At 32.8% G+C, this 25,382-nt stretch carries 25 protein-coding genes, 1 tRNA gene and 1 pseudogene; 6 read left to right on the top strand and 21 right to left on the bottom strand.

The features are described from left to right. Positions 1–1,001 precede the first annotated feature (1,001 nt). A complete protein-coding gene (locus BUC09_RS13815) occupies positions 1,002–1,424 on the top strand; it encodes a DUF6943 family protein (RefSeq protein WP_023571588.1) in 423 nt (140 codons plus the stop codon). A 27-nt stretch (positions 1,425–1,451) separates the two neighbouring features. Then, positions 1,452–1,631: a hypothetical protein gene (locus tag BUC09_RS13810; protein ID WP_023579470.1), complete on the top strand. Its 180-nt coding sequence runs from the start codon at positions 1,452–1,454 to the stop codon at positions 1,629–1,631. Between the two features lie 256 nt (positions 1,632–1,887). Here the strand turns inward: BUC09_RS13810 and BUC09_RS13805 are convergent, their stop codons facing one another. The 5 genes from BUC09_RS13805 to BUC09_RS13780 all read right to left on the bottom strand — a co-directional run bounded on the left by BUC09_RS13805 (position 1,888) and on the right by BUC09_RS13780 (position 6,364). After that, positions 1,888–2,166 (bottom strand): hypothetical protein, encoded by a 279-nt coding sequence (locus tag BUC09_RS13805; protein ID WP_023571586.1) that lies wholly within the window; start codon positions 2,164–2,166, stop codon positions 1,888–1,890. A 28-nt stretch (positions 2,167–2,194) separates the two neighbouring features. After that, positions 2,195–2,950 carry a hypothetical protein gene (locus tag BUC09_RS13800; protein WP_023571585.1) on the bottom strand — a complete coding sequence of 252 codons (756 nt, stop codon included), beginning with the start codon at positions 2,948–2,950 and terminating at the stop codon, positions 2,195–2,197. Positions 2,951–3,480: 530 nt separating this feature from the next. Beyond that, on the bottom strand, positions 3,481–4,719 hold the full coding sequence (locus tag BUC09_RS13790; RefSeq protein WP_023579469.1) for a site-specific integrase: 1,239 nt from the start codon (positions 4,717–4,719) through the stop codon (positions 3,481–3,483). A gap of 274 nt (positions 4,720–4,993) precedes the next feature. After that, a tRNA-Tyr gene (locus tag BUC09_RS13785) sits at positions 4,994–5,074 on the bottom strand. Positions 5,075–5,245: 171 nt separating this feature from the next. Continuing rightward, on the bottom strand, positions 5,246–6,364 hold the full coding sequence (locus BUC09_RS13780; RefSeq protein ID WP_073312194.1) for a TlpA disulfide reductase family protein: 1,119 nt from the start codon (positions 6,362–6,364) through the stop codon (positions 5,246–5,248). 103 nt (positions 6,365–6,467) lie between these two features. On the opposite strand from BUC09_RS13780, the gene BUC09_RS13775 reads away from it, so the two are divergent. Both BUC09_RS13775 and BUC09_RS14865 read left to right on the top strand, forming a co-directional pair. Further along, a complete protein-coding gene (locus tag BUC09_RS13775) occupies positions 6,468–7,007 on the top strand; it encodes a hypothetical protein (protein ID WP_073312193.1) in 540 nt (179 codons plus the stop codon). Further along, on the top strand, positions 7,004–7,144 hold the full coding sequence (locus BUC09_RS14865; protein WP_200778497.1) for a hypothetical protein: 141 nt from the start codon (positions 7,004–7,006) through the stop codon (positions 7,142–7,144). The genes BUC09_RS13775 and BUC09_RS14865 overlap by 4 nt, the downstream gene beginning before the upstream one ends. Here BUC09_RS14865 and BUC09_RS13770 read toward each other — a convergent pair. The 12 genes from BUC09_RS13770 to BUC09_RS13715 all read right to left on the bottom strand — a co-directional run bounded on the left by BUC09_RS13770 (position 7,141) and on the right by BUC09_RS13715 (position 17,410). After that, positions 7,141–7,326, bottom strand: coding sequence for a YgaP family membrane protein (locus BUC09_RS13770; protein WP_073312192.1), 186 nt, complete (start codon positions 7,324–7,326; stop codon positions 7,141–7,143). The genes BUC09_RS14865 and BUC09_RS13770 overlap by 4 nt on opposite strands. Beyond that, a complete protein-coding gene (locus BUC09_RS13765; RefSeq protein ID WP_073312191.1) occupies positions 7,323–7,646 on the bottom strand; it encodes a hypothetical protein in 324 nt (107 codons plus the stop codon). Before BUC09_RS13765 ends, BUC09_RS13770 begins: the two co-directional genes overlap by 4 nt. A 16-nt stretch (positions 7,647–7,662) precedes the next feature. Then, positions 7,663–10,857, bottom strand: a complete 3,195-nt coding sequence (locus BUC09_RS13760) for an efflux RND transporter permease subunit (protein WP_073312190.1) — start codon at positions 10,855–10,857, stop codon at positions 7,663–7,665. 49 nt (positions 10,858–10,906) lie between these two features. Further along, entirely contained in the window at positions 10,907–11,989 is a 1,083-nt protein-coding gene (locus tag BUC09_RS13755; protein WP_073312189.1) for an efflux RND transporter periplasmic adaptor subunit, read from the bottom strand. Between the two features lie 96 nt (positions 11,990–12,085). After that, the gene (locus BUC09_RS13750) at positions 12,086–13,393 is read right to left on the bottom strand and encodes a TolC family protein (protein WP_073312188.1); all 1,308 of its coding nucleotides are present in this window, start codon (positions 13,391–13,393) and stop codon (positions 12,086–12,088) included. Positions 13,394–13,536: 143 nt separating this feature from the next. After that, the gene (locus BUC09_RS13745; protein ID WP_073312224.1) at positions 13,537–13,740 is read right to left on the bottom strand and encodes a hypothetical protein; all 204 of its coding nucleotides are present in this window, start codon (positions 13,738–13,740) and stop codon (positions 13,537–13,539) included. Positions 13,741–13,750: 10 nt separating this feature from the next. After that, positions 13,751–13,942 carry a DUF6132 family protein gene (locus tag BUC09_RS13740; protein ID WP_073312187.1) on the bottom strand — a complete coding sequence of 64 codons (192 nt, stop codon included), beginning with the start codon at positions 13,940–13,942 and terminating at the stop codon, positions 13,751–13,753. 4 nt (positions 13,943–13,946) lie between these two features. After that, positions 13,947–14,249 (bottom strand): thioredoxin, encoded by a 303-nt coding sequence (trxA, locus tag BUC09_RS13735; RefSeq protein ID WP_073312223.1) that lies wholly within the window; start codon positions 14,247–14,249, stop codon positions 13,947–13,949. Next, positions 14,242–14,445 (bottom strand): hypothetical protein, encoded by a 204-nt coding sequence (locus tag BUC09_RS13730; protein ID WP_073312186.1) that lies wholly within the window; start codon positions 14,443–14,445, stop codon positions 14,242–14,244. The genes trxA and BUC09_RS13730 overlap by 8 nt, the downstream gene beginning before the upstream one ends. Then, complete coding sequence (locus BUC09_RS13725; protein ID WP_073312185.1) at positions 14,446–15,858, bottom strand: MBL fold metallo-hydrolase; 1,413 nt, start codon at positions 15,856–15,858, stop codon at positions 14,446–14,448. It lies immediately after the preceding gene. Positions 15,859–15,926: 68 nt separating this feature from the next. Continuing rightward, the gene (locus BUC09_RS13720) at positions 15,927–16,712 is read right to left on the bottom strand and encodes a sulfite exporter TauE/SafE family protein (RefSeq protein ID WP_073312184.1); all 786 of its coding nucleotides are present in this window, start codon (positions 16,710–16,712) and stop codon (positions 15,927–15,929) included. Positions 16,713–16,783: 71 nt separating this feature from the next. After that, on the bottom strand, positions 16,784–17,410 hold the full coding sequence (locus tag BUC09_RS13715; RefSeq protein ID WP_073312183.1) for a Crp/Fnr family transcriptional regulator: 627 nt from the start codon (positions 17,408–17,410) through the stop codon (positions 16,784–16,786). A 130-nt stretch (positions 17,411–17,540) separates the two neighbouring features. Between BUC09_RS13715 and BUC09_RS13710 the strand changes: the two genes are divergently transcribed. Further along, positions 17,541–19,145, top strand: a complete 1,605-nt coding sequence (locus BUC09_RS13710; protein WP_073312182.1) for a class I SAM-dependent methyltransferase — start codon at positions 17,541–17,543, stop codon at positions 19,143–19,145. 28 nt (positions 19,146–19,173) lie between these two features. Here BUC09_RS13710 and BUC09_RS13705 read toward each other — a convergent pair whose 3' ends face one another. The 4 genes from BUC09_RS13705 to folE all read right to left on the bottom strand — a co-directional run bounded on the left by BUC09_RS13705 (position 19,174) and on the right by folE (position 23,830). Beyond that, on the bottom strand, positions 19,174–20,817 hold the full coding sequence (locus BUC09_RS13705; protein ID WP_073312181.1) for a phospholipase D-like domain-containing protein: 1,644 nt from the start codon (positions 20,815–20,817) through the stop codon (positions 19,174–19,176). Positions 20,818–20,956: 139 nt separating this feature from the next. Continuing rightward, positions 20,957–21,529 (bottom strand): 2'-5' RNA ligase family protein, encoded by a 573-nt coding sequence (locus BUC09_RS13700; RefSeq protein ID WP_084127260.1) that lies wholly within the window; start codon positions 21,527–21,529, stop codon positions 20,957–20,959. 49 nt (positions 21,530–21,578) lie between these two features. Beyond that, positions 21,579–23,060: a cysteine--tRNA ligase gene (gene cysS / locus BUC09_RS13695; RefSeq protein ID WP_073312180.1), complete on the bottom strand. Its 1,482-nt coding sequence runs from the start codon at positions 23,058–23,060 to the stop codon at positions 21,579–21,581. A 98-nt stretch (positions 23,061–23,158) separates the two neighbouring features. Further along, positions 23,159–23,830, bottom strand: coding sequence for a GTP cyclohydrolase I FolE (gene folE, locus BUC09_RS13690; protein ID WP_073312179.1), 672 nt, complete (start codon positions 23,828–23,830; stop codon positions 23,159–23,161). A gap of 157 nt (positions 23,831–23,987) precedes the next feature. Between folE and BUC09_RS13685 the strand changes: the two are divergent. Beyond that, positions 23,988–25,382, top strand: a pseudogene (locus BUC09_RS13685) (hypothetical protein); the annotation flags it as partial.

The following is a 25,382-nucleotide window of genomic DNA, read 5'->3' as shown; positions in this document are numbered from 1 at the left end:
CAGGGCAACATTTTTGGCAGCTTCCATCGCACCAACCAGCTACCAAAAACACCGCCCTTCGCCACTACCTTTAACAAGCGCAGTTTTTCAACAGAAATTTTTAGGCTAAATTCATTCCAGAAGAAGTTTCCGTTTCCTGTTTTTAGCTTCTTTGTGTTTAAAGCGGTAGTGTTTGCATTGCCTTTGTAAGCGCTGTAACAATTCCTAAGCAACTTTTCTCTTTAATTCAAGTTAATCCCACCGCAGAAACCAAACAGCACCCACAAAGCCAAATTTTGCCCGCATAAGTATTGTTTCTTTATTTGCCAGTAGCATTGCCATAATTGGTTTCACGCCAGCTCAATGCCTTACAATTCCATAATCACAATTTCTTGTAAACGAAGTTCGGAATATTGTACACCTATAAAGGCATCAAGCCGGCATAAAACCAATCAGAAGACCTTTAGTTGACAAATAAAGAAACAATACCCATGCTTCCGCTACTGCCACCGCACTAGGAGTGGTTTATAGTTATTTTTTGGAGATGCCTTCCATTTTCAGAACAAAAACCTCACTGCATACTGCTAACTGTTCACTGAACACTGCTTTTGGCATCCCCAAAAATCAAGTCCTAAGAAAGAGTTACAAATTTTTGGGCATTTTGAAACGCACTCTGGTTTTACTGACAAGTTTCTTTTATTCAAAATGCCCAAAAATTTCTAACCCTTTCAAGACGATTAGCTCTCAATTCATGAAGATCAGGATTTCAGAAGAAACAATTCGTAATCAAAACAAAAAAGAGAAAAAAAGAAGGCAAAGATTAGTTCCGGTCTTCAAAAAAGCAAGTTCAAACCCTACGGGTTTCTGTAAAAATCTCCACCCATCCGGGTAGTATTTTTCCAGAAAAACTTGCTTTTCTGAACCCCTCCACAGGGGTAGTAGGCTTTCTTTTTTACTCTTTTTTCTTTTGAAAAAAATGTTGTGTAAGGAAGGGACTGAGCATTAAACTAAAATCCGAAGCCATGATAAATTACATCGTTAAAACCCACAGAAAGGACACTATTTACAGCAAACCTCATTTATTTATCCTTAACAAAGGACTTAACAGCGGTAAACCGCAGAAGGAACCATTTACAAATAGCTTTGTACTCATTTTCCAAAACGAAGAAGATTGCGAAAATATCTACTGGGTAACTTTCAGTTTATGGAAATCAAAATTTTGGCATCAATTTTTAATAGGTTCTGTTATTCCTTTTATTCGATTGCAGGAATTTAAAAAAGAGTTATTTCCAAGAGTAACAGAAATTTATGAAGATTACGAACAGCACAAAAAAAACATTCAGGCATTACGCCTTTTGGAATTAAAGGAAAAGCAATTTCACGAAAATATCAATCTTATTAATGATTTGCGTAGAACTATCCTGTACAGGTACTGTAAGCGATAAAGTAAAAGCCAATAACATAACCAGCCTATGACACTATTTATTTTGTACCAAACAGATGTTTGGAAAACCAAATCATCGAGAATTTATTTTGGAATATTCGACAGCAGAATTAAAGCCGTCGATATTGCAAAGTATAACGGATTGTATACTTCAGATGCTGAGGTAGTAATTGAAGAAGTAACGTTAAATCAATTTCAGGAAGGATAGCATACAAAAAAGCCTGATCACGTGACCAGGCTTTCTAATTATCCGGAAAAGGTTACCAATCAAAACCGGATGGTTGCTGAGTACATCGAAGCACTATTTATTTTTGAATTTTGTCAGCCTCTTTAATAGTAACGAGACTGTAAAACTTACAATTGCTCCGACAATTGCCAAAACAATCGTTTTTAAAATATCTTCGGAACTGATATTAGGCACTATACTTAAAACGGTTCCGGCTGCAGTTCCCGCATGGATTGAATTATTTGATTCCATCACGAGGTAAATATTTGTTTTCTTCCTGCAGTCGTTTTACAATTTCCTGCTCACGCTTTGCATCATCATCAACCGTAACCTGACTTACAGCAGATAATACAGTACCAGCAACTGCAGCATAACCAGCTACTGTAACTACAATCGCAGGCAAAGCTACTGGAGCAGCAACAATGCTACCACTTACCGCCAATAATGCTAAACCTACGGTTCTCAAAACTCTGAAAAACTTTGGTGTTGGAGCCTTAGCTCTCTCTACAATGTTCATAAATTCTCTATTTTAAGATTAGACACTATTACAATCCACTTACAGAAACCAAAGCCAATGGGTTAAAAGCCCCATTTTTCAAAGGATACATTTGACCATTTACCTGTTGATAGAACTCAATCCCTAATGCTAAAAATAAAGGATGTGTACTATTCGCAGTTACCAAATTCGTTTGACTGATAGCGGCAGTTGCTGTAGTATCCCAAGGCAAAATAGCCGTTTCGGAATGAGCTTCAACAAAAGTTTCTGCTTCAAAATCGATTTCAGTACCCGCAGAAATAATTTTAAAGTGCGTTGTTCCAGTTGGTGCAGCAATCATATTCGATGGTATAAATGAAGCCAAATCAACTTTGATTTCCCCAGTTACTCTATCAATGGTTGCTACAAAAGGAGCAAATAAACTGGTTCCCAACTTTCCTCTAATGTTGAATTCAAAACCTGCCAGCAATTCAGCCTCACCATCGATAACATTTCTTAAACCACGCTCGCTGGTTGTGTCAGCCTGAATAACTTTTACCATTCGCTGCGTCAATCGGCTTACCATTCTACCATCGGCAGAATTTAAAAGCAAACCTCTTAATGATGTTCTCAAAACCTTACCGGCTTTTCCGGCTCTTCCAAACTCAGAACCGTTTTCTCTTGTTCTCTGAAAAGCTGGATCACTCGCAATTCTGCTCGCATCAATTCCGCCTTTTTCTCGAGCCAAATGCCCGTCTTGTGTTTTATAAAAAGTAATATCCCCGATAGTACCTTTTAGTTTAATTATGCCTTTCTGTCTAGCCATAATATTTTAAATAGATTAGATTAATAATTCGTGTTCAAATTCATAAATCTTCATCTTGTTGCAACAATTCCTGAAGGATTTGAGAACAAATATTATAATTAATAAAACACTTTAATTAATCATATTAAACCAAATGACATCAAATGATATAAATGTCCAAACAAAACATAAATGACCATCGAAAACGATTCTAATAATTATCTATTTTAGCTCTTCAAGACAACAAATAGAGTATAGCAAAGCCATATCAAAAGCATAGATAAAGTATGAAATCAGAGCCTAAAAGAGTATGTATTTACCCAAAGGACATACAACGTATTACAGGGAAAAGTTACCGTCAAAGTACAAGACTTCTCCAGAAGATAAAGGAGGGTTTAAATAAGTCCAAAGACAACTTTGTAAGTATTGAAGAGTTCTGTCAATATGCAGGCTTAAAGTATGAAGATATTGAACAGCATATTATTGGCTAAAAGGTATATTAAAGAAATATTCTAGGCGATAAATTTTTAGTAAATCGCCTAGAATATTAATTATGCTTGTTTGGTTTGAAGATTTTGTATTGATAATTTTTGCTTTAGTATAGCCATATCATCGCTCACTCTCTTGTCTACAATCTTAGCATAGTGCTGAGTAGTTCTAAGACTTTTATGACCAAGCATTTTACTTACACTTTCAATTGGCACGCCATTAGTAAGTGTTACAGAGGTTGCAAAAGAGTGTCTAGCCATATGGAAGGTTATTTCTTTTGGAATGCCGCAGACGTCTCCAATTTCTTTTAGATAGCTATTCATTTTCTGATTGCTCAATACTGGCAGAATTCTGTCCTCATTTATGCATTTCGGGTGGTCGGAATACTTCTCTATCAATTCTTCCGCAATAGGGAGTAAGGGTATTTTAGAGCGAGTATCTGTTTTTTGTCTGTTTTTGAATATCCATTTATTTCCATCGATGCCAATTCCCAAATGGTCTTTTCGTAATTGTTGCACATCGATATATGCCAAGCCGGTAAAACAACAGAAAATAAATATATCCTTTACTAATTCCAGACGAGTATTAGGGAACTTTTTAGTGTAGATTTTTTGTATCTCTTCTTCGGTCAGAAACTCTTTATCAACTTCAATAACTTTTCCTTCATATCTGCTAAAAGGATTCTTTTCTAACCAATCATTATTTAAACAGATTTTTATAATTTTTCTGAAATTACGAACATACTTCACGGATGTATTATTACTGCAGTTTTTTACGCTTCTTAAATAGAATTCAAGTTCAGTAATGAAGCAATGGTCTATTTTATCAATTCTAATATCCGTGGCATTGAATTTCCATTGAAGAAAGTTCTGAATATGATTTAAAGTAACCTCAAAGCGCTGTAATGTTCCTGGAGCATATTTCTTACCTAAAAGCTCTTTCATTTTATTATTATGATCTTGAAAGACCGGTATCAACATTCTATGATTCTTATTTTTCTCAAGTAGTATCGATTGAAAATTTTCGATGGATAATTCCTCTTCTTTATGTAGTAATTCCATTTCTGCACTCAAAACCTTAGATCTCATCATATCAAGGTAACTATTGATTGAACGAGCTTCTTCTGTATTACCTTTCATTTTAGCTAGTTCAGATGACCATTTCGTTTTTTCTATGAATTTTTTAGAACTAAATTCCAGTCGTTGGCCATTTACAGTTAGTCGAACATAAATTGGTAATTTGCCGTTAGCATTCACTTTTGTGCTTTTAGCATAAAAATGAAGAGTGATTTTTGTTTTCATAATGGTAACCTTTTAATTATTATTCAATTTAAATTTCTGAGTAATAACAAACAAGATGTACATCATTTGAACCGAATAGTGAACAGGCTGATAGTACAGTGTTTGTAAGGCTTAAGTGAATTTAGCGAGACCCTAAATCTGAGAATTTTTAAGGGTCTCGATTTTTCCCCTTAAGATTTAAGATTGAATGAATATTTTGAAAGTACCTAAAAAGCAAAAACCCAGTAAAATCATAAGATTTACTGGGTTTTGATACCGTTTGTTTTTTTATTTGTGGGGAGAGCAGGATTCGAACCTGCGAAGGTTTCCCAACGGATTTACAGTCCGTCCTCGTTGGCCGCTTGAGTATCTCCCCAACTATTGTTTAATAGTTCGCCTTCAAAGCGGTTGCAAATATAGAATTGTTTTTTTTGTTTGCAAACAAAAAATGCACTTTATTTTCAACTTTTTTGTAAGTCTTTGGATATAAATAAAATAAAAAAGCCTCAAAATTAAATGAGGCTTTTAAAACTATATTTTGAAGCTATTATTTAGCTAATAATTCACTAATTTTTGCTTTTAATTCAGCTCCAGAAATATTTTTAGCAACAATAATTCCGTTTTTATCTAAGATAAATGTTGAGGGTATACTTTGAACATTATATTGTTTTGCAATTGGATCTTCCCAGAATTTAAGATTTGAAATATGGTTCCAAGCTAACTTGTCTTTTGCAATAGCTTCTTTCCATTGTGCAGATCCACCTTCTCTGTCTAATGAAACTCCAATAATATTTAGTCCTTTTGAGTGAAATTCATTATACAAAGCAACAACATTAGGGTTTTCTTTTCTACAAGGTTCGCACCATGACGCCCAAAAATCAACAATAGTTACTTTTCCTAAAGATTGTTTTAATGATATTGTTTTACCATCTGGTGTTGGTCCTGAAAAATCTGGAGCTTTTTGACCAATTTCTACAGATTTAAACTTACTTAGTTTTTGTTTAATTCTTTTACCAGGTTTTGTTTGTTTTATGTCATCAGCAAGTGCATCATAATATTTTTGAATTTTTTGAATTTTTGGTTCTACTTCAGCAAACATCCCTTCAATGAGAAGTGCAGACAAAAAAGATTTTGGGCTTTTTTCAACATATGATTCATTCACTATTTTAAATTCATCTCCAAATTTTGAAAATTCTTTTTGAAATTTTTTTAAAGAAGCTGTATCATTTTTTTGCTGAGCTTCTACAATCAAGGCTCTATTTTTATTTTGAAAATCCATTATTTTAGTTTGAATTTTCGAAATCTGATTATTGAATTTTTGTAATTCATCGTTATTATATGTTCCAGTGATTTTGGCTTTTGAAATACTGTCTTTATTTATTTCAGCCTTAATGTTTCCATTTTCTAATACAATTACGAATCCGCCTTTTAAATTGTCTATTCTTATGTTATGAATTTCAGGCTCATTAGTCTCTCCCTCAAAGTTAAAAACACCATTTTTAATTTTTACAGTATCAATGGTAACAATTCCTTTTAAAGAGTCGCGTTTTTCAAGGAACACTTTGGTACCATCAGAAATTCCTTTTATTTCTCCTGAAACTTTGTAACTGTTACTATTACAAGAAAACAAAATTCCTGCAAGGACTACTAAAATTATTTTTTTCATTTGTTATTTTAATTAATTCGTCACAAAAATAGCTTATTTATGTAATTTTTATGCTTAGTTAAGCTACAAAATATGTTATTTTGTTGTTAATAATGTATTTAGTATGATTAATCATTTTAGACCTATACCTAATTCATTTAAAAATACTTTTTGTGTTTTTGAAGAGGTAAGTTTTCAAAGTATAAAAGATTTTCAAGTTAGCTATTCAAGTGAATCTGGTAGTAAATATTATTACACTGAAGAAGGAATGTACAGATTATCTAATCATTGGGGACGATTAGCGAATAGTAAATGGAGATTAATTGATAAAAATTTGTCAGAAGAAAAATTTAAAGTTGGTTTTGCTAATTGGGAAGATTTTTATCCCGATAACGATTTTGATAAACTATATTATTTGGAATGGGATAAAGAGCTAAATGATATTTTGTACCAACATAAAAACAACCCTGATTACAATGGTACGGCTATTTTAAGAACTTCAAAAGAGACTCAAAAAAGGCTTAAAAATGCCAGAAATATTCTGCAGTTAACAAATTGGGCTAAATATTTTGAAACTGATATAAATGTTTTAAGAGAAAAAATAATTGGCGATTTAATCAATACTGAATTGTCTTTAGATGAAATTAAAAGAAAGTATTTATGAGTAGAAAGAATAATGAAAACATAAGAAAATATAATGATAAACTACATAAAGCAGAAGCTAAAGAAAAAAAGCAAAAAGTTGAGCGTAAAGCTCAACTTAAAGCAATTTTGAAAAAATTTAACGAAAATAAAAATTAATCTTGTACGCCTAATTTAGTTAAAATGACTTCCAAGAGGCACCATTTTGTAATAGATGATTGTAATAAATTAGCTCCCACAAATGCGGTAAACCAATACCAATTGGAATCTATATAATGTGCTAATAGTAAGCTGGTGAGGATAAATGTTCCTGCAAAAGCTCTGATGATTCTATCTTTCATAATCTTTGTTTTAAAAAATTGTTTTTTTCAATAGCTAAAGACACCACATGAATCTTTGAAATTGTTTCTTGCTGCTCATTAAATGCTTCAATATTCACAAACAACGAATCAAGATCTTTAAGATTAACAAACGCATAGAATAAAACAGAATCTGTTTCATTCATTTCTGAACCAAACCAATTGGTATCGATATTTTCTTCAGAAATATCTTTATAACCTGTCACTTCTTTAAAGGAAAAAGCTTTGACATTAGAGGTTTTCAATATTTTTTTTATATCCTTACTATATTCTGTTATAGCTGTAATGACTACTAATTTCATAGTGTTTCGTTTACGATTATAAATTAGATTCCCATTTTTTCTTTTCTGTGATATAGTAGATCAATGGTACTACAATCAATGTTAACAAGGTCGATACTATAGCACCTGCTACTAATGATATGGCAAGTCCTTGGAAAATTGGGTCAAATAATATAATGGAAGCACCAATAACCACCGCACCAGTTGTTAATAGGATAGGAGTGGTACGTACAGCTCCCGCTTCGATAATAGCTTGTTTCATTGGGATACCGTCATTCAATCGAATTTCGATAAAATCGATGAGCAGTACCGAATTTCGAACCATAACCCCTGCCAGTGCAATCATTCCAATAAATGAAGTTGCAGTGAAATAAGCGCCTAACAACCAGTGTCCTAATACAATACCAACTAAGGATAACGGAATGGCTACCATCATTACAATCGGGGTTTTAAAGTTTTGGAACCAACCTACAATCAACATGTAGATAATGATGATTACAACCATAAACGCGGCACCTAAATCACGAAACACTTCCAACGTAATCTGCCATTCACCATCCCATTTTACAGTAAAATCACTTTCACTTTCTGGTTGTCCCATGTAAATTTCGTTTACGTTATAACCTTTAGGTAATTTCATTTTTTGAAGTTTTTCTTCCATACCTAGGATAGCATAAACTGGACTCTCTAAAGCACCCGCCATATCACCAGTAACATAAACTACTCTTTTTTGATCTTTTCTGTAAATTGTTTTTTGTAGTGTATCTTGTTTTACTTCCACTAAATCACTTACAGGAACCACATTGCCTCTGCTTCCTTTGATTTTCAAATTTTTCAAATCGTCTAATGAGGTTTTGTCTTTATCATCTAAAGAAAGAACAATACCTACAGGATCATTAGAACGTTCGTCATATAAATTAGTAACTGGCATTTCTCGAAGCAGATACGTCAAATTACCCACAATTTGTTGTGGTGCAATGCCGTTTAACATGGCTTTTTCTTTATCTACATTTAATTTGTACTCGGTTTGAGCATCTTCCACATACCAATCAACATCTACGATATCTGGGGTGTTGTTTAAAATGTCTTTTACTTGGTTGGCAACTTTAATTTGCTCCTTGTAATCGGGACCGTAAACTTCAGCTACTAAGGTGGATAGTACTGGTGGTCCGGGCGGCACTTCAATCACTTTTACATTGGCACCATATTTTTTGGCAATTTTTTGAATTTCAGGACGTACAATTTTGGCTAAATCATGACTTTGTAAATCCCTATCTTCTTTGTGTAATAAATTTACCTGGATATCTGCCATATTGCTTCCGCCTCGCATATCATAATGACGAACCAATCCGTTGAACGTTATAGGAGCAGAGGTTCCTATATAGTTTTGATAATTCACTACTTCAGGTACCGTTGATATGTATTGCGCTATTTCTTTAGTTACTACAGCTGTTCTCTCTAAAGTAGTTCCTTCAGGCATATCAATCACCACTTGAAATTCATTTTTATTATCAAAAGGGAGCATTTTTACAGCAACCGATTTGGTAAAGAACATTGCAATAGAACCCAATAACAAGAAAACTGTAATGGCAAACATTAGATTTCTTTTTGAAGAACTTTCCAGCATAGGCTGTTCTATTCTTTTGTATATTCTATAAATCCAACTTGTTTCTAAACCTTGTTCTTCCTTGTGTTCCTGTTCTTCTTTTTCATGTAACAAGTGATATCCTAAATATGGTGTGACTGTCAAAGCTACAAATAAAGACAATAACATGGCAATAGATGCGCCAATAGGCATTGGACTCATATAAGGCCCCATCATTCCCGAAACAAAAGCCATTGGTAAAATAGCTGCAATAACAGTAAAAGTGGCTAAAATGGTTGGGTTACCCACTTCGTTAATGGCATAAATTGCCGCTTGTTTGAATGGCAGTTTTTTCATTTTAAAATGCCTGTGCATATTCTCAGCTATGATAATACTGTCATCTACGACTATACCAACCACAAATACCAATGCGAATAACGTGATACGGTTTAGAGTGTAGCCTAACATATAATAACTGAATAAAGTCAGGGCAAATGTTAATGGTACAGAGAAGAATACGACTAAACCGCCTCTCCAGCCCATAGCTAACATTACTAATAGTGTAACAGCAAGGATGGCTACTCCTAAGTGCATTAATAACTCGCCAACTTTATGAGAAGCTGTTTCCCCGTAGTTTCTGGTAATTTCTACATGAACATCATTGGTGATTAAATTTTGTTTTAATTTCTCCACATGATCAATAATCTTTTCAGAAATTTTCATGGCATCAGCACCTTTTACTTTAGCAATAGAAATGGTTATTGCTGGATATTCGGATGGACTTTTACTGAATTTTTCATTTCCTTTTCCATAGCCAAAAGAAACATAACTTTTTGGAGTTGACGGGCCATCCTGAACAGAAGCTACTTGTTTTAAATAAACAGGCATGTTTTGATTGACGCCTACAACCAAATTCTCAACATCTTCAGAAGTTGCTAAAAATTGTCCCGTTGTTACTAAAAATTCTTTGTCTTTTTGTACAAAGCTACCTGATTGTGCACTGCCGTTGTTTGCCTGAATCATTTGCATGATACTTAAGGCATCCACACCGTTTTCAGCCATCTTGTCTTTATCTAAAATGACTTTTACCTGACGGTTTCTTCCTCCAATTTCTTTAGTAATTGCAACGTCTTTTACTTTTTCAATTTCAGAGGTAACTTCTTCAGCTACTTGGCGTAACTCAAAATCATCCATTTTATCACTCCATAGTGTAATTCCTAACATCGGAACATCGTCTATCGAGCGTGTTTTTACCATTGGCTGCATCACGTTTTGAGGAAACATTCCTTGGTGCTTCATCAATTCGTCATATAATTTTACATAAGAACGTTCAATATCTTCGCCAACATAAAACTGAACAATCATCATAGCTTGGCCGTTCATAGCCATACTGTGAACATGTTCTACACCTTTTATATTTGATATAATTTTCTCTAATGGTTTTACCACTCTGCTTTCCACTTCCGATGGACTGGCACCTGGATAACCTACCATTATATCTGCCATTGGTATGGCAATTTGTGGTTCTTCTTCCCTAGGAATTAAGAACGAACTATATGTGCCAATAATCATCAGTGCAACCATCAACAAAATGGTTAATTTCGAGTTGATGAAAAAAATGGCTATTTTACCTGATATTCCTTCCATATATTTTTAGTTTATGAGCTTCAATTTGTAAAGTGAAAACCGTGACTGATTACTGAACACTCACTTTAGCTCCGTTAAACAATTTTCCTTTAGATGAAACAATGTATGCTTCATTAGCTGTTAAACCAGATAAAACTTCTACTTGGTTTCCAAATGTTTTTCCAATTCGCAACCATCTTAAGATTGCCACATTACCATTTCCAATGGTGTAGATTCCGTTTAATTGCCCTTGTTTTACTAAAGCTGCTTTTGGAATTAATACTCTATCCGAAGAAGTTGCAGTAGTAGCTGATCTTTCAACTGGAAATTGAACATTGACAAACATTCCTGATAAAATAGATTTATCTGTTTTGTCTAAATTTATTTTCACTAAATACTGACCACCGGTATTTTTTGCTGATAAACTTATTTCAGTTACTCTGCCTGATATTTCTTTGTTTAGTGATTTGATGGTTACTTTTACTTTCATGCCTTGTTTTACATTAGCAATATCACTTTCAGAAACCATAGCTGTCACCTGTAATTTTGAAGCACCTTCAACACTTACTAACGGCATGCCAGGGTTTGCCATATCACCCTCTTTTACAAACGTATTGGTTACTACACCAGTAAAAGGCGCTGTGATGTTTGAATAAGAGAACTGCGCCTGAATTTCATTACGCATTTGTTTTGCTGCTTCTAAGCCTGCTTTTGCCATTTCATAGCGTGCCGTAATGTCGTCCAGTTCTTTTTGAGAAGCACTTTGTTGTGCAAAAAGGTTTACAAAACGATCATAATCTTTTTTAGCGTTGTTGTAAGCAGCTTCCGCTTGAATGATTGAGGCATTAACCTGCGCTTTTTTGGCTTGTAAATCGGTACTGTTTACACTGACTAATAATTGTCCAGCGCGAACGTTTTGCCCCACTTTTACATGTACTTTAGTAACATAACCCATCATTCTTGTGCTTAAATTAGCACTATTTTCGGCTTCAATTTTTCCACTTGCAGTAATGAATGGACTATTATTAGTATCCAATTTTCCATTTATTTTTACAGGAATTGCTTCTAGTTCAACGACTTTTTCTTTTTTGTCACCACATGAGGTTAAAACCAATGCTGACACTAATGTTATTACTATTATATTTTTACTCATAATGTTGTTTTTTATTTTTAGGACTTCGTGAATCTTCGATTTCATCTTTTATCTATTCGTCTATTATCTATTTGTTTATTATCTTGTTTCTTAATTCTACTTTGTTAAAAATTGTAAGTAGCTTTTTGTAAAATTATATTCAAAAACGGCTTGTAAGTATTCAAGTTCTTTTTGTGCCATTTGTGTTTCAGAAAGCAACAAATCAGTAGTTTTTTCTAAACCTTGTTTGAATCTGTTTTCTCTGATTCTGAATGCTTCTTGAGATTGTTCATGGGCCAATTTGGAAAGATTTACTTTATTTTCAGCATCTTTTAACTGACGGTTCGTTTTGTTTAATTCAAGCTGGCTTTGTTTTGTATATTGTTCTGTTTCCACTTCAGCTTTTTGGAATTCAGCTTTGGCTTTTTCAGTTTTAGTAATTGTTTTTAATCCATCAAAAACATTCCAGGAAAGTTGTGCGCCTACTAAATATCCATTGGCTCTCATGCCTATGATGTTTTTATCATACATTTCATAGCTTCCAAAAGCATTCAAACGAGGTAAAAGACCAAGTTTAGAAGACTGAAACATTTTTTGATACGCATAAGCCGATTTTTTCATCGCTTGAATATCTTTTCGTTCCTCAGATATTTTGGTTTCAACGGAGTAAGGTGTTATTGAATTCTCCAACTCTTCTGTAGGTTTGTATATTTTAGCAGTATTTTCTTCATTTAATAAGAAAGCTAAATAATCAGAAGCATTTTGAACATTTGATTTTGCGTATTGCAATTGATTTACAATTTCATTAACGCGTACTTGTACATTTAACAAATCAGTTTTTTGCAACATTCCGTTTTTAAAATAGTTTTCGACCAACTTTAAATTAGCTTTAGCAGTAGTTTCCGCTTTTTGCAAGACTTTAATGGCTTTGTATGCCAATTGCAATTGCATATAGGCTTTATTGATTTCCAGTTCTAAATATTCTTTGGTACGTTCAGTTTGTAAATCATAGGCTTCCATTTTTGCTTTTGCGGCCTGTCTGCCGTAGAAACCATCAAAATTGATTAGAGGCTGCTGTACTTCAATTTTAGTTGCAAAGTTTTGTGTTCGTTTAGGATCGTTCAACAAAGTAGGATTAAAATCGGCTGCAGTTAAAACTTCCTGATTTAATTTGGAACCAAAAGCCATTAAAGGATTAGTAGTTATATATCCAGTATGCGATGCAGTCACATTAGGCAAATAGACGGACTTTGATTGATTGTAATCCGCTTTTGACACCTGATAATTTTTCTCTGCGATTTTAATTTGGAGATTGTTTTCTATAACCTTTGCTTGTAAATCGGTTTTAGAAAGTGGAATTGTATCTTGTGACCAAACATTGAGACTCAAAATACTTGTAGCCAATAATATATGTCTGTTTTTCATAATAGATTTTATAAATTATGAAACAAAAATATATCGCAAAAATTGATAAGTCTGTAACTATAGTCACAATCAAGAGTTTCTTTATAATAAATAAAAAAAGCATCTGAATTTCAGATGCTTTTGATAGTTTTAAATAGAAATAGTTACGCTTTTTTTTCAGCTTTAACAGCGCAACAAGATTTTTTGTCAGTTGAAGCTGTTGAAGAACAAGCTTTCTTTTCTTCTGTTGAACACGATTTTTCGCTCTTTGCTTTTTTCGCTTTTTTATCACTTTTTATTTCTTGAGCGAATGTATTTACTGATAATAAAAAAGTTGCAAAAACGATTGCTGTTACTAGTTTTTTCATAGTTAAGGGTTTAATTTTTATTTTTTGTTTGAAATAAATTTCCAATTAAACCTCCCATTAGTGCTCCATATAAAGTACTATTGATTGGTTTAGAAGTAATCATACAAGTGCCGGAAATGCAACCTATGTTTTTGTAATATAAATATCCAGCTACTGCCCCTAATAGAGTTCCAATAATAGTAGTTAAATACTTTTTTACCATAAAGTTATAAGCTTTTATCTATGATAATACTAATAATATCTTCTTTTGATAAAACTCCAGATTGCCTCCACAATTGATGTCCCTTTTGAAATAGCATCATAGTAGGAACACCACGAACCTGGTATTTAGAAGCTAATTCTTGGTTTTTGTCTACATCAATTTTGATGATAGAAACACGATCACCCATATTGTCTTTTACTTCTTTAAGTATGGGAGCTAGCATTTTGCAAGGCCCACACCATGTAGCAAAAAAATCGATTAGAACAGGTTTGTCACTATTGATTATATTTTGAAAAGAATCATTCATTATTTTTATCTTTTTGAGGGATTTCACATCCATTTAATCCGCAACCTTGATTTAATAAGGCTTGAAATAAAAAGAAACCAGCAAATCCCAAAAATATCCATTGACGTGTTTCAAAAGCTTGGAAAATTAAAAATATTCCAAAAATCAAACGAATGAAACGCATTAAATGCCAATTTGTAAACAATAATTGTTTCATTTATAATACTTTACTTTGGCATACAAAATCTGTTTTAGGTAAATCAGTTTTTGCAATAGCGTTAAACCCACCTTCAATTTCAGTAAAATTTCTATAACCACGAGCTTGTAAAATTGACGCAGCAATCATACTTCTATATCCACCGGCGCAATGAATGTAGAAATGCTCTTTAGGATCAATTTCGTTAATCCAATTATTGATATAAGCTAAAGGTTTGCTGTAAGCTTCATCAACATGTTCAGCACTATATTCACCTTCTTTACGGATGTCAATTACTTTATCTTGTCCTATGGTAACTTCCGATGCAAATTGTTCAGCTGATATACGCTTTACACTATCGGTCTCTTTTTCTGCTTTTTCCCATGTTTCAAAACCTCCTTCTAAGTGTCCTAAAACATTATCAAAACCAACACGACTTAGTCGAGTTATTGTTTCTTCTTCTTTGCCTAAATCGGTTACTATCAATAAAGGTTGATTTACATCTGCAATCAATGTTCCTACCCAAGGAGCAAAATCACCACCAATTCCTATATTAATAGATTGTGGGATATGTTTTTTATAAAACTCAGCTGGATTACGAGTATCTAAAATCAAAGCTTCACTACTATCCGCAATTTCTTCAAATTCGTTAGCAGACAGCGCTTTCATTCCATTATTTAAAACTTCTTCAAAGCTATTGTATCCTTTTTTATTCATAGCTACATTCATACCAAAATAGGCTGGAGGAGGAGTTAATCCATCCAGAACTTCGGTAACAAATTCGCTTTCGGTCATGTTAGCTCTTAGCGCATAGTTTTTCTCTTTTTGTTCTCCAATGGTTGAAACTGTTTCTTTACTCATGTTTTTTCCACAAGCACTTCCTGCACCATGAGCAGGGTAAACAACTACATCATTTGCGAGTGTCATTATTTTATTGCGTAATGAATGAAATAATGTAGAAGCTAATTGTTCTTGTGTCATTGAAGCCGATTTTTGAGCTAAATCAGGTCTTCCTACATCTCCTATAAACAATGTATCTCCAGAGAAAATAGCATGATCTTTTCCATCTTCATCAATCAATAAATAAGTTGTACTTTCCATGGTGTGCCCTGGAGTATGTAAAACTTTTATTTTGATGTTACCTACTTCAAATATTTGATTATCGGTAGCAATGATTGCTTCAAATTCTGGGTTTGCTGTTGGCCCATAAACAATGGGAGCTCCAGTAGATTTGCTAAGATCTAAATGTCCAGAAACAAAATCAGCATGAAAATGAGTTTCAAAAATATATTTCAATGAAACACCATCTAAGGACAATCTGTTTAAATAGGGTTGAACTTCTCTTAAAGGATCTATTATGGCAGCTTCACCGTTTGATGTTATATAGTAAGCACCTTGAGCTAAGCAACCAGTATATATTTGTTCTATTTTCATAATAGTATTGAATTATTTTTTATTTAAGCAAAATTAAAATATATCTAGATTATAATTAGTGATAATTATCACATGTTTAAAAATTCTTTACTGATGATATAAATTCCCATAACAAGAACAAACCAACCAAAGGCCGGTTTTAGTTTTTTGCCATCAATTTTCTTGGAAAGTTGAGTACCTATTAAGATTCCTATACTTGCTATTGAAGTAATAATTATTAAAAAGGAATAATTTATGTTAACACCATTAATTACATCGCCAAGGAAACCTATCGTAGAGTTTATAAAAATAATAAATAATGAGCTACCTATTGCATGTTTCATGGACAAATTTGCAAATAAGACTAACGTAGGAATGATTAAAAAACCACCACCAGCTCCTAAAAAACCAGTTATAATTCCTATTGTAATGCCTAAAAAAGCCAACTTCAGATGGTTTGTTTCACGAGATTCAGTTTCTGATTGTTTTTTTATCATAGAAAAAGCTGCGAATATCATCAAAACAGAAAAAGCAACCATGATTAATACATCTTTGGTTATTTGATATTGATTAATTTTAAACACTACACTCGGTATGGTAGGCAAGATAAATTTTCTTGTTATTAAGAGCGCAACTAAGGAAGGTATTCCAAAATAAAGAGCTGCTTTAATTTGTAAATTCCCTAGTTTATAATGCTTGTATGTCCCTATCAAAGAACTAAAACCTACAATAAATAATGAATAACTTGTTGCGTTTTCTGGTTCAATCTTGAATAAGTATACTAAAATTGGAATTGTCAAAATAGAACCACCTCCGCCAATTAGGCCTAAAGAAATTCCAATTAAAACTGCCGAAAAATAACCTAGTAATTCCATTATTAAAAATTATAGTGCAAATATGGCTTGCCATTAGATAAATGATAGTAACATTTATCACATACTAAAAATTATTTTATCAGTTCAATATGATTTCTATGTAGGTTTACTAAACCTTGTTGTTCCATTTTTTTTAGTAATCTTGAAATAACCTCTCTAGAAGTATTCAATTCATTAGCAATTTCTTGATGTGAAATTTTGATATCCTTTGATTTATTGACTTCTTTATGTTTGTTTAGATAATAAACTAAACGTTCATCCATCGCTTTAAAGGCTATGCTGTCTACAACTTCAAGTACTTCTTCAAACCTATTTCGGTAAGTTTCAATTACAAATTCGTACCAAGAACGATGTTGCGCCATCCATTTCTCCATGAGTGGTAAAGGAAGCATCAAAACCTCTGCGTCCTCAACTACTTTTGCCATGATTGCGCTTGTTTCATTTTTGGTTGCACAAATCATAGATATAGCACAGGCTTGTCCAGGTTGCAAGTAATACATGAAAAACTCGTTTCCATCATCATCTTCTCTGTAGATTTTAATTTTTCCTTTTAGGACTAAAACAGTATTCTTGATATACTGTCCAGAGCGAATAAGCACTTCTCCGGCATTGAAATCTTTAATAGTTGCATTTTTTTCTATGTCTTCAATTAATAATTGATTGAAATTAGGAAAGTTATCTTTTATTATATTTTTCATACTGAATAATTGGCGTTCTAAGTTACGTTTTTTTAAGTCAATTTTATTCTAAGAATGTTTGTTGTTGAAAGAGATATCTCATTTTATTGAATAATAATTTTATATATTTGAGATATAACATTAAACTTTTATGATACCAAAAAACAAACTTCGTGAATCAATTTTTAGACATTTAGATGGAATTGTTACTGCACCAGTAGCCACTGTTTTGAACGAGAAAGGAGTTTTAGATTATATTTTGCAAACCAAAAAAGTGACTTTAAAAGAACTCGTAAAAGAGTTTAACGCTAATGAAGGATATCTTAATGTAGCACTTAGAGTATTAGCTTCACAAGGTTTTTTAAATTATGAGATAGATATACAAAAAGACACCATTAGTGTTGAGGTAAATTCAAAAAGTGAATACGCTTTTAGTTTGTTTTATCTCTATAAAGATGTGTCTCATTTATTAAATACAACAAACATATTTACTGCAAATGTTATAACGCCTGATAGCATAAGTGTTTTAGAACCAGTTTTTGAAAAATACAAAAACAATTATGGCCTTACTTGGGAGTCAGATGAGGTTTTAAAAAGTATTCAAGAGCAAATCTTAATGCATATTGAAGGGTATTTAGTAGCTCCTATTACAGTAAGTCTAGGAATGAGTGGTATGTTCCATAAATACTTTATGGAATCTTCTTTTAGTGCTGATGAGTTTCATAAAAACCCGGAATCATTCTCAAAAATGTTAGATTTTCTAGCTTATCTAGGATGGTTTTTACAGAAAAAAGGAAAATATCAATTTACTGAGGATGGTTTGTTTATTGCCAAAAGAGCTTCAGCCTATGGAGTTACTGTATCCTACTTGCCAATGTTTAAGAACATGGAAGTCTTACTTTTTGGTAATCCAAATAAATTAAGAGACATAGGACAAAATGAAGAAGAAATTCACGTAAACAGAGAAATGAATGTTTGGGGTAGTGGAGGAGCTCATACAACCTATTTTAAAGTTATAGATGATATTATTATAGAATTGTTTAATAAACCTATCCACGAACAGCCTAAAGGAATCTTAGATATGGGTTGTGGTAATGGAGCTTTTTTACAACATATTTTTGAAGTTATCGAAAGGCAAACATTGAGAGGGAGATTATTAGACGAGTATCCTTTGTTTTTAGTAGGCGCCGATTACAATCAAGCAGCATTAAAAGTTACTAGAGCAAATTTAATTAAGGCCGATATTTGGGCTAAGGTTATTTGGGGAGATATAGGAAATCCGAAGCAATTAGCTTCAGATTTATTAGAGGACTACAATATTGATTTAAAAGATTTATTAAATGTGAGAACATTTTTAGATCACAATAGAATTTGGGAAGAGCCTTCTGTAAAAAATGAAAATAGAGTAAGCACCTCTACTGGAGCATTTGCTCACAGAGGTAACAGAATCAACAATAATGATGTTGAAGACAATTTGTTGGAACATTTCTCAAAATGGGCTCCATATGTACATAGATTTGGATTGTTAATGATAGAACTTCATACTGTGGCTCCACAACTTACAGCCGTAAACATAGGAAGCACTGCTGCAACAGCTTATGATGCTACACATGGGTTTTCTGATCAATTTATTGTAGAGATTGATGTGCTGCATAAAATAGCAGCTGAAGCTGGTCTTTTTCCGGATAATGATTTTTTCAAGAAATATCCAAACACAGATTATGCTACAGTAAGTATTAATTTATTGAAAGGATAAATAAAAAGGCCTCTATTGAGGCCTTTTTTTATTGTTTAATGACTTTAAAGCTTTTTACTTTATCATTGCTTTTTAAGTTTAAAATATAAACTCCACTTTGATGGTTTGATAAATCTAAAGTTTCGGAAACTAAATAACCAATTTCTTTCTCATATACTTTTTTGCCCATAAAATCGTAAAGAACAATTGAGCAATTCTCAAGATCATCTTCACCAGAATTTTTAATTGTTATACTACTACTTGTTGGATTAGGATACAATGTAAGAGCTTTTTCATTGAATGTTGAATTGTTAACAGATAAAACTCCAGAAGCTAAAGTGTATAAATAATGAAAAGCTTGATAATATTGATTGGCAATGTTAGCATCATGAACAACTACTGTATTTTCATCATTTCTAGTTTCTGCCGATGAGCTCCAGTTGTGAGAACCAGTAAGAACTTGTGGGTCAGAAGAAGTGTTACCGTTATCAATTACAACAAATTTATGGTGCATTATGCTTCCTGTAACTACGTCTTTAACGGCGTGGTTAGGAGCAATACTACTTTGAATAAAATTAAAATCATTACCAGAAGGATTTTGTGTATCTGTAAGTAGATTTATATTGGTTATACCTGAATTATATTTATCCACAATTGCATTTGCAATATCATCTCTGGTAATAAGCATTGTTGCTATGTTTATATCTGAATTAGCAGTATTTATGCAGTTAATGATTGCTGATGATGTACCATCAGATGGACTAAAATAACTTTCTACAGCTTTTCCTCCAACTATGTAATTGTGAGGGGTATTATCTGTTTTAAAAGGACCAAATTTTGAATTGGTTGGATTGGGAGTCATTGTAGTGCTTCCCCACATTTCTTCAAATTCTAGTTTATAGCCTAAAGCCATGGCTTGATCTTGAAATGTGATCACATTGTTTGAATCTGGTCCGTCTATTTGAACTACAGTCCAGTTGGTTGCCCCTGTCCAAACTAAAGGAATATTAGCATCAGCGTGATTGGCATCAAAAATGACAAACTTATTGTGCATGATTCCATATTCAGAAGATGTAGGACTTGCTAATTTTGGAATTCCAGCATTCAATAAAGGGATCATTGTACTACTAGTAGATCCGTCATAAATAACTCTTACTTGAACACCTCTAGCATATGCAGCATTTATAGCTCCAGCAATTCCAGAAGTTGAATTTGGCGAAGCCGAATTATAAATAGCAATATCTAAAGTTGAGGTGCAAGCATTTATTTTTTCAATAAGTTTATCATCTAAGGTGTTTCCTAAGTTTGTAGCATTATTTCCGGGATAAGCCACCGAAGTACTTACAGTATGATTAAAATACACTTTTATTTCCCCAGTTGATAGTGATTGCGTTGCTAAACGTGATGTTTTTTCAATACCATTTTCGATATAATTAATAACTAAAATTTGTCCAGGTTTAGAAACAGGAATACTATATGAAGCATTGCTATTATTGCTTTTAGCATAATACAATTTTTCACCACTGAATGCATCCAAAACATTTACAATATTAGTAGGAGAGTCAAAGTTTAGTTCAACTTTATCAGAGAAATAACTTGTAGTAATATTTTTTTCTCTAATAGTTGTTTGACTATTAACTATTAATGTGAAAAAATATAATGGTAAAATGTATAATAGTAGTTTTTTTCTCATAGTATTTATTTACTTTAAAGTTGGGGGCTTCAAATATATAAACACTATTTAATCGAGAGCTATAAAGTGCTGTTTTTCAGCTTTTTCGTAAGTTAAGTATTACAGTTTTGTGATTTTAGTTGCCTTTTTCTTTGAACTCTTAAAAAAGAAGTAACTGACTATTGGGTTCGCTTTTAAAATAAAATTTTTCTGTGACATGAAATTGCTTTACAATGGGGTCAAATTTTCTTAAAACTATGCAGTCACAATGAAATGATTTTTGGTAAGATTTAAAAAGATTTTGCGCACAAACAAGTTGTTCTTCATTTAGCCCACGGCCAATAGTAATATGTGGCGTGTCGCTATGATGGTGTGTTTTAACAGATAAAGTATTGTGATACTGCTTCATTAAAGGGCGAAGTGATTTTTTAGAATCTTCTTCAATAGCAATAAAAAATGCTCCATTTGGGAACAAATTAAAATCTTTTGTTGAAACGTTTAATGGAGAAATTGGTGCAGATATTTGGGTTAATTCTGAATATACTTTTTTTAAATCATCATCAGTTGCTTCGAATTCACAAATAGTGATATGAGCGATGGAGTTTTTGCTTTTATACCAACCAATTTCTGATGCTAATTGCTCTTTCATTGTTTTAATATCTTCAATTATTTCTTTAGAAGGATGAATTGCAATGGAATATTTTTCAGGTCTAATAAAAGTTGATGTTTCCAATTTATGATAGTTTAATTAATAAAAAAAAACGCCATAAAGGCGTTTTTTGTTATGCTGTAAAAGAAGTTCCTTCTTTCCCGTCTTTTAAAATAATGCCTATGGCTGCTAATTCATCTCGTATTTGGTCAGATAAAGCCCAATTTTTGTTAGCCCTAGCTTCATTACGCATTCTTATTAACATTTCAACAGCTCCATTTAGCTTGTCGGAATTATTCGAAACGGTTTGTTCGTCTTGAATACCTAAAATATCATAAACAAAATTTGAAATCGTAATTCTTAAATCTTCTAAATCAGATGTTGTTATTGATTCTTTACCATCATTTATAAGATTGATGTATTTAATACCTTCAAATAATTGAGCGATTAATATAGGGGTATTAAAGTCATCATTCATTGCATCATAACAACTTTTTTTCCAAGTTTGAACATCAATTGTAGATTTGTTTGAAGTAGATAATTTATCAAGTAATTTGATACCTTCTGTTAATCTAGTAAGTCCTTTTTCACTAGCCACCATTGCTTCATTTGAAATATCTAAAACACTTCTGTAATGTGCTTGCATAAAACAAAAGCGAACTACACTTGGACTAAATGCTTTTTCGAAAAAGTCATTGTCTCCATTTAATAGTTCCATTGGAAGTATGTAGTTTCCAGTAGATTTACTCATACGCAAACCATTCATGGTAAGCATGTTTGTGTGCATCCAATAGTTTACGGGATTTGAATCATTACATCCTTTTCCTTGAGCAACTTCACATTCATGATGCGGAAATTTTAAATCTAAACCTCCTCCATGAATATCAAAAGTTTCACCAAGATATTTTGTACTCATGGCTGTACACTCTAAATGCCAACCCGGAAAACCTTCACCCCATGGAGAGTTCCATCTCATTATATGTGCTGGTGATGCGTTTTTCCAAAGTGCAAAATCAGGAGCGTTTTTCTTTTCATTTTGACCATCTAAATCTCTTGTATTAGCAAGTAAATCTTCGATGTTTCTGTTACTTAATTCACCATAATTTAGCCCTCTACTATTATATTCTAGTACATCAAAATATACAGAACCATTACTTTCGTAGGCTAATCCTTTATCAATTAATTTTTGAGTCAATTCAATTTGCTCAATAATATGACCAGTTGCGGTAGGTTCAATTGTTGGAGGCAAAAAATTAAATAAATCTAAAACTTTATGAAAATCAACAGTATATTTCTGTACAACTTCCATAGGTTCAAGTTTTTCTAAACGAGACTGTTTAACAAAACGATCGTTTTCTACATTTCCATCATCTGTTAAGTGTCCTGCATCAGTAATATTTCTTACATATCTTACTTTATATCCTAGATGTTTGAAATATCTATAAATCATATCAAAACTCATAAAAGTACGAACATTACCCAAGTGAACATTACTGTAAACAGTAGGTCCACAAACATACATTCCGATATTTCCTTCGTGAATAGGTGTAAATGTTTCTTTTTCGCCAGTTAGCGAATTGTATACCTTTAAAGTGTTTTCTTGATATAAATGCATTAGTAGGAGCTATTTCCTGCTATCCGCTTTATCTTTTTGTAATACACTTCGACTTCGCTCAGTGTTCAAAAAGGATGTCGCTTCTATCAGGGCTATTATTAAAATTTCGTATCTAGTTTAATGTAATCTAAAAATTCTCTGCGAGTTTTATCTTCTTTGAATTTTCCACCAAATTCTGCCGTAACAGTACTACTTTCTATGTCTTTGATTCCTCTTGAGTTTACACATAAATGTTTGGCGTCTATAACGCAAGCAACATCTTGGGTGCCTAAAGCAGCTTGAAGTTCTTGAACAATTTGCATAGTTAAGCGTTCCTGTACTTGAGGTCTTTTAGCGTAATAATCAACAATACGGTTCATTTTAGACAAACCTATAACTTTACCGTTTGAAATATACGCAACATGAGCTCTACCAATTATAGGTAACAAGTGATGCTCACAGGTTGAATAGACGGTAATGTTTTTTTCAACTAACATTTCACCATATTTGTAGTTGTTAGCAAAAGTTGATGATCCCGGCTTTTTATTAGGGTGTAGTCCGCCAAAGATTTCTTTTACAAACATTTTAGCTACACGGTTAGGAGTTCCACTCAAACTGTCATCAGTTAAGTCCATACCTAATGTGTTTAAAATATTTTCTACGTCTTTTTTTATTGAGGCTATTTTTTCATCATCCGTCAATTCAAAAGCATCTTTGCGTAAAGGGTTTGTAGCACTTGTAGCTATATGGTTATTCCCAATTTCTTCTTGAAATTCGTCGTTTTGAGTCATTATAAAATAATCAACAGTTTTAAATACTGCGCAAATATACGCAATATATTCAGATTATATATTTCGTTTTTTAACATAAAAAAAGTTAAAGAAAAATGTATTAATTGTTAAAAATTCATTAATTTTCGCAAATTTATTTGAGCAAACTACAATAATTATGAAAAAACACCTACTTATATTCATTTTTTCATTGGGATATTTTCTTTCATTTTCGCAAAATGCCCCAACAGTTTACGTGGATATACAAGCTCCCTTACCTGTATGTAATCCCGGGGAGTCAACTACTCTCCAAGCAGATTACTTGCAAACATATGCAACTAATACCAATAATTATGATGTAACATCTATTCCTTATGCGCCTCAGTTTCCTTTTATTGGAGGGACACTTTTGAATGTTGAAATTGATGATATTTGGTCTCCAATTGTAGATTTACCATTCCCGTTCTGTTTCTATGGACAGAATTATACTAAATTATTAGTGGGAGCTAATGGAGTTTTGTCATTTAATATTGCTGGAGTAGTTCCAGGTGGAACAGAGACACCTCTGGTACCTGGAGATTGTGAATGGTCTTATAGTGGAACAATACCTAGTACAACTTTCCCAATAAAAAATGCAATTTATGGAGTTTATCAAGATATTCATCCAGGTTTAATAACTAATCCAGCTGTTCAAAATATTAATTATTATGTAACAGGAACTTATCCTAACAGAGCATTTGTACTTAATACATCAGAAATTCCACAATATAGTTGTAATACAAGTGTTGGTTTGCAAACCTATCAAATTATATTGTACGAGACAACTAATACGATTGATGTATTAGTTAATAAAAGAACTGCCTGCACAAGTTGGAATGGAGGTAGAGGAGTTATTGGTTTAATGAATCAAGCAGGTACTCTAGCGGCTGTTCCACCAAATAGAAACACAGGTACTTGGAGTGCTTTTAATGAGGCTTGGCGTTTTACTCCTTCTTCAGCTGGAGGGTCAAATGTAACTTTAGAATGGTTTCAAGGTGCAACAAGTTTAGGTTCTACAAATCCAATAACTGTTTCTCCTACAACATCTACAACCTATACTGCTGTTGCTACATACACTCGTTGTGATGGTTCTTTAATTCAAATTCAAGATGACATAACAGTTGCTCCAGAACCCAATTTACCTACACTAGATCCTCAAGATATAACACTTTGTACTTCAAGTCCAGGTCCATATACGTTCAACATCAATCAAAATGCCTACATGGTAAATGGTTATGCAACGCCTGGAGATTTTGTTTTTAGATATTATGTTGATAGTTCTGGTGCTCCAGGAGCACTAATTCCTAACGGTACACTTAATGCATATACACCTGCATCATCAACCTATCCTCAAACAATTTGGGTTGAAGTTGAAGAACAAGGAACTGTAACAGGTACTGGGTGTATAAACTTAAGAAGTTTTCAATTAAACGTTACTGCTGGTCCTAGTGGCAGTTTTAGTTATGCCTCATCATCATATTGTGAGTCTATTACTACGCCAGTTGCTGTGACTTTATCGGGATTAACATCTGGG

The sequence above is a fragment of the Flavobacterium terrae genome (assembly GCF_900142035.1).
Classification (GTDB): domain Bacteria; phylum Bacteroidota; class Bacteroidia; order Flavobacteriales; family Flavobacteriaceae; genus Flavobacterium; species Flavobacterium terrae.
The sequence above is the reverse complement of the archived record's forward strand: the minus strand, read 5'-3'. Positions and strand labels throughout refer to the sequence as shown.

Excerpts from the sequence above, each read along its gene's own strand:
- BUC09_RS13750 (WP_073312188.1), bottom strand. The coding sequence starts at position 13,393 with ATGAAAAACAGACATATATTATTGGCTACAAGTATTTTGAGTCTCAAT.
- BUC09_RS13705 (WP_073312181.1), bottom strand. The coding sequence starts at position 20,817 with ATGAGAAAAAAACTACTATTATACATTTTACCATTATATTTTTTCACA.
- trxA (WP_073312223.1), bottom strand. The coding sequence starts at position 14,249 with ATGAATGATTCTTTTCAAAATATAATCAATAGTGACAAACCTGTTCTA.
- BUC09_RS13725 (WP_073312185.1), bottom strand. The coding sequence starts at position 15,858 with ATGAAAATAGAACAAATATATACTGGTTGCTTAGCTCAAGGTGCTTAC.
- BUC09_RS13710 (WP_073312182.1), top strand. The coding sequence starts at position 17,541 with ATGATACCAAAAAACAAACTTCGTGAATCAATTTTTAGACATTTAGAT.
- BUC09_RS13765 (WP_073312191.1), bottom strand. The coding sequence starts at position 7,646 with ATGAAATTAGTAGTCATTACAGCTATAACAGAATATAGTAAGGATATA.
- cysS (WP_073312180.1), bottom strand. The coding sequence starts at position 23,060 with ATGCATTTATATCAAGAAAACACTTTAAAGGTATACAATTCGCTAACT.
- BUC09_RS14865 (WP_200778497.1), top strand. The coding sequence starts at position 7,004 with ATGAGTAGAAAGAATAATGAAAACATAAGAAAATATAATGATAAACTA.
- BUC09_RS13730 (WP_073312186.1), bottom strand. The coding sequence starts at position 14,445 with ATGAAACAATTATTGTTTACAAATTGGCATTTAATGCGTTTCATTCGT.
- BUC09_RS13790 (WP_023579469.1), bottom strand. The coding sequence starts at position 4,719 with ATGAAAACAAAAATCACTCTTCATTTTTATGCTAAAAGCACAAAAGTG.
- BUC09_RS13720 (WP_073312184.1), bottom strand. The coding sequence starts at position 16,712 with ATGGAATTACTAGGTTATTTTTCGGCAGTTTTAATTGGAATTTCTTTA.
- BUC09_RS13760 (WP_073312190.1), bottom strand. The coding sequence starts at position 10,857 with ATGGAAGGAATATCAGGTAAAATAGCCATTTTTTTCATCAACTCGAAA.
- BUC09_RS13770 (WP_073312192.1), bottom strand. The coding sequence starts at position 7,326 with ATGAAAGATAGAATCATCAGAGCTTTTGCAGGAACATTTATCCTCACC.
- BUC09_RS13800 (WP_023571585.1), bottom strand. The coding sequence starts at position 2,950 with ATGGCTAGACAGAAAGGCATAATTAAACTAAAAGGTACTATCGGGGAT.
- BUC09_RS13715 (WP_073312183.1), bottom strand. The coding sequence starts at position 17,410 with ATGAAAAATATAATAAAAGATAACTTTCCTAATTTCAATCAATTATTA.
- BUC09_RS13745 (WP_073312224.1), bottom strand. The coding sequence starts at position 13,740 with ATGAAAAAACTAGTAACAGCAATCGTTTTTGCAACTTTTTTATTATCA.
- BUC09_RS13810 (WP_023579470.1), top strand. The coding sequence starts at position 1,452 with ATGACACTATTTATTTTGTACCAAACAGATGTTTGGAAAACCAAATCA.
- BUC09_RS13815 (WP_023571588.1), top strand. The coding sequence starts at position 1,002 with ATGATAAATTACATCGTTAAAACCCACAGAAAGGACACTATTTACAGC.
- BUC09_RS13740 (WP_073312187.1), bottom strand. The coding sequence starts at position 13,942 with ATGGTAAAAAAGTATTTAACTACTATTATTGGAACTCTATTAGGGGCA.
- BUC09_RS13805 (WP_023571586.1), bottom strand. The coding sequence starts at position 2,166 with ATGAACATTGTAGAGAGAGCTAAGGCTCCAACACCAAAGTTTTTCAGA.
- BUC09_RS13755 (WP_073312189.1), bottom strand. The coding sequence starts at position 11,989 with ATGAGTAAAAATATAATAGTAATAACATTAGTGTCAGCATTGGTTTTA.
- folE (WP_073312179.1), bottom strand. The coding sequence starts at position 23,830 with ATGACTCAAAACGACGAATTTCAAGAAGAAATTGGGAATAACCATATA.
- BUC09_RS13780 (WP_073312194.1), bottom strand. The coding sequence starts at position 6,364 with ATGAAAAAAATAATTTTAGTAGTCCTTGCAGGAATTTTGTTTTCTTGT.
- BUC09_RS13775 (WP_073312193.1), top strand. The coding sequence starts at position 6,468 with ATGATTAATCATTTTAGACCTATACCTAATTCATTTAAAAATACTTTT.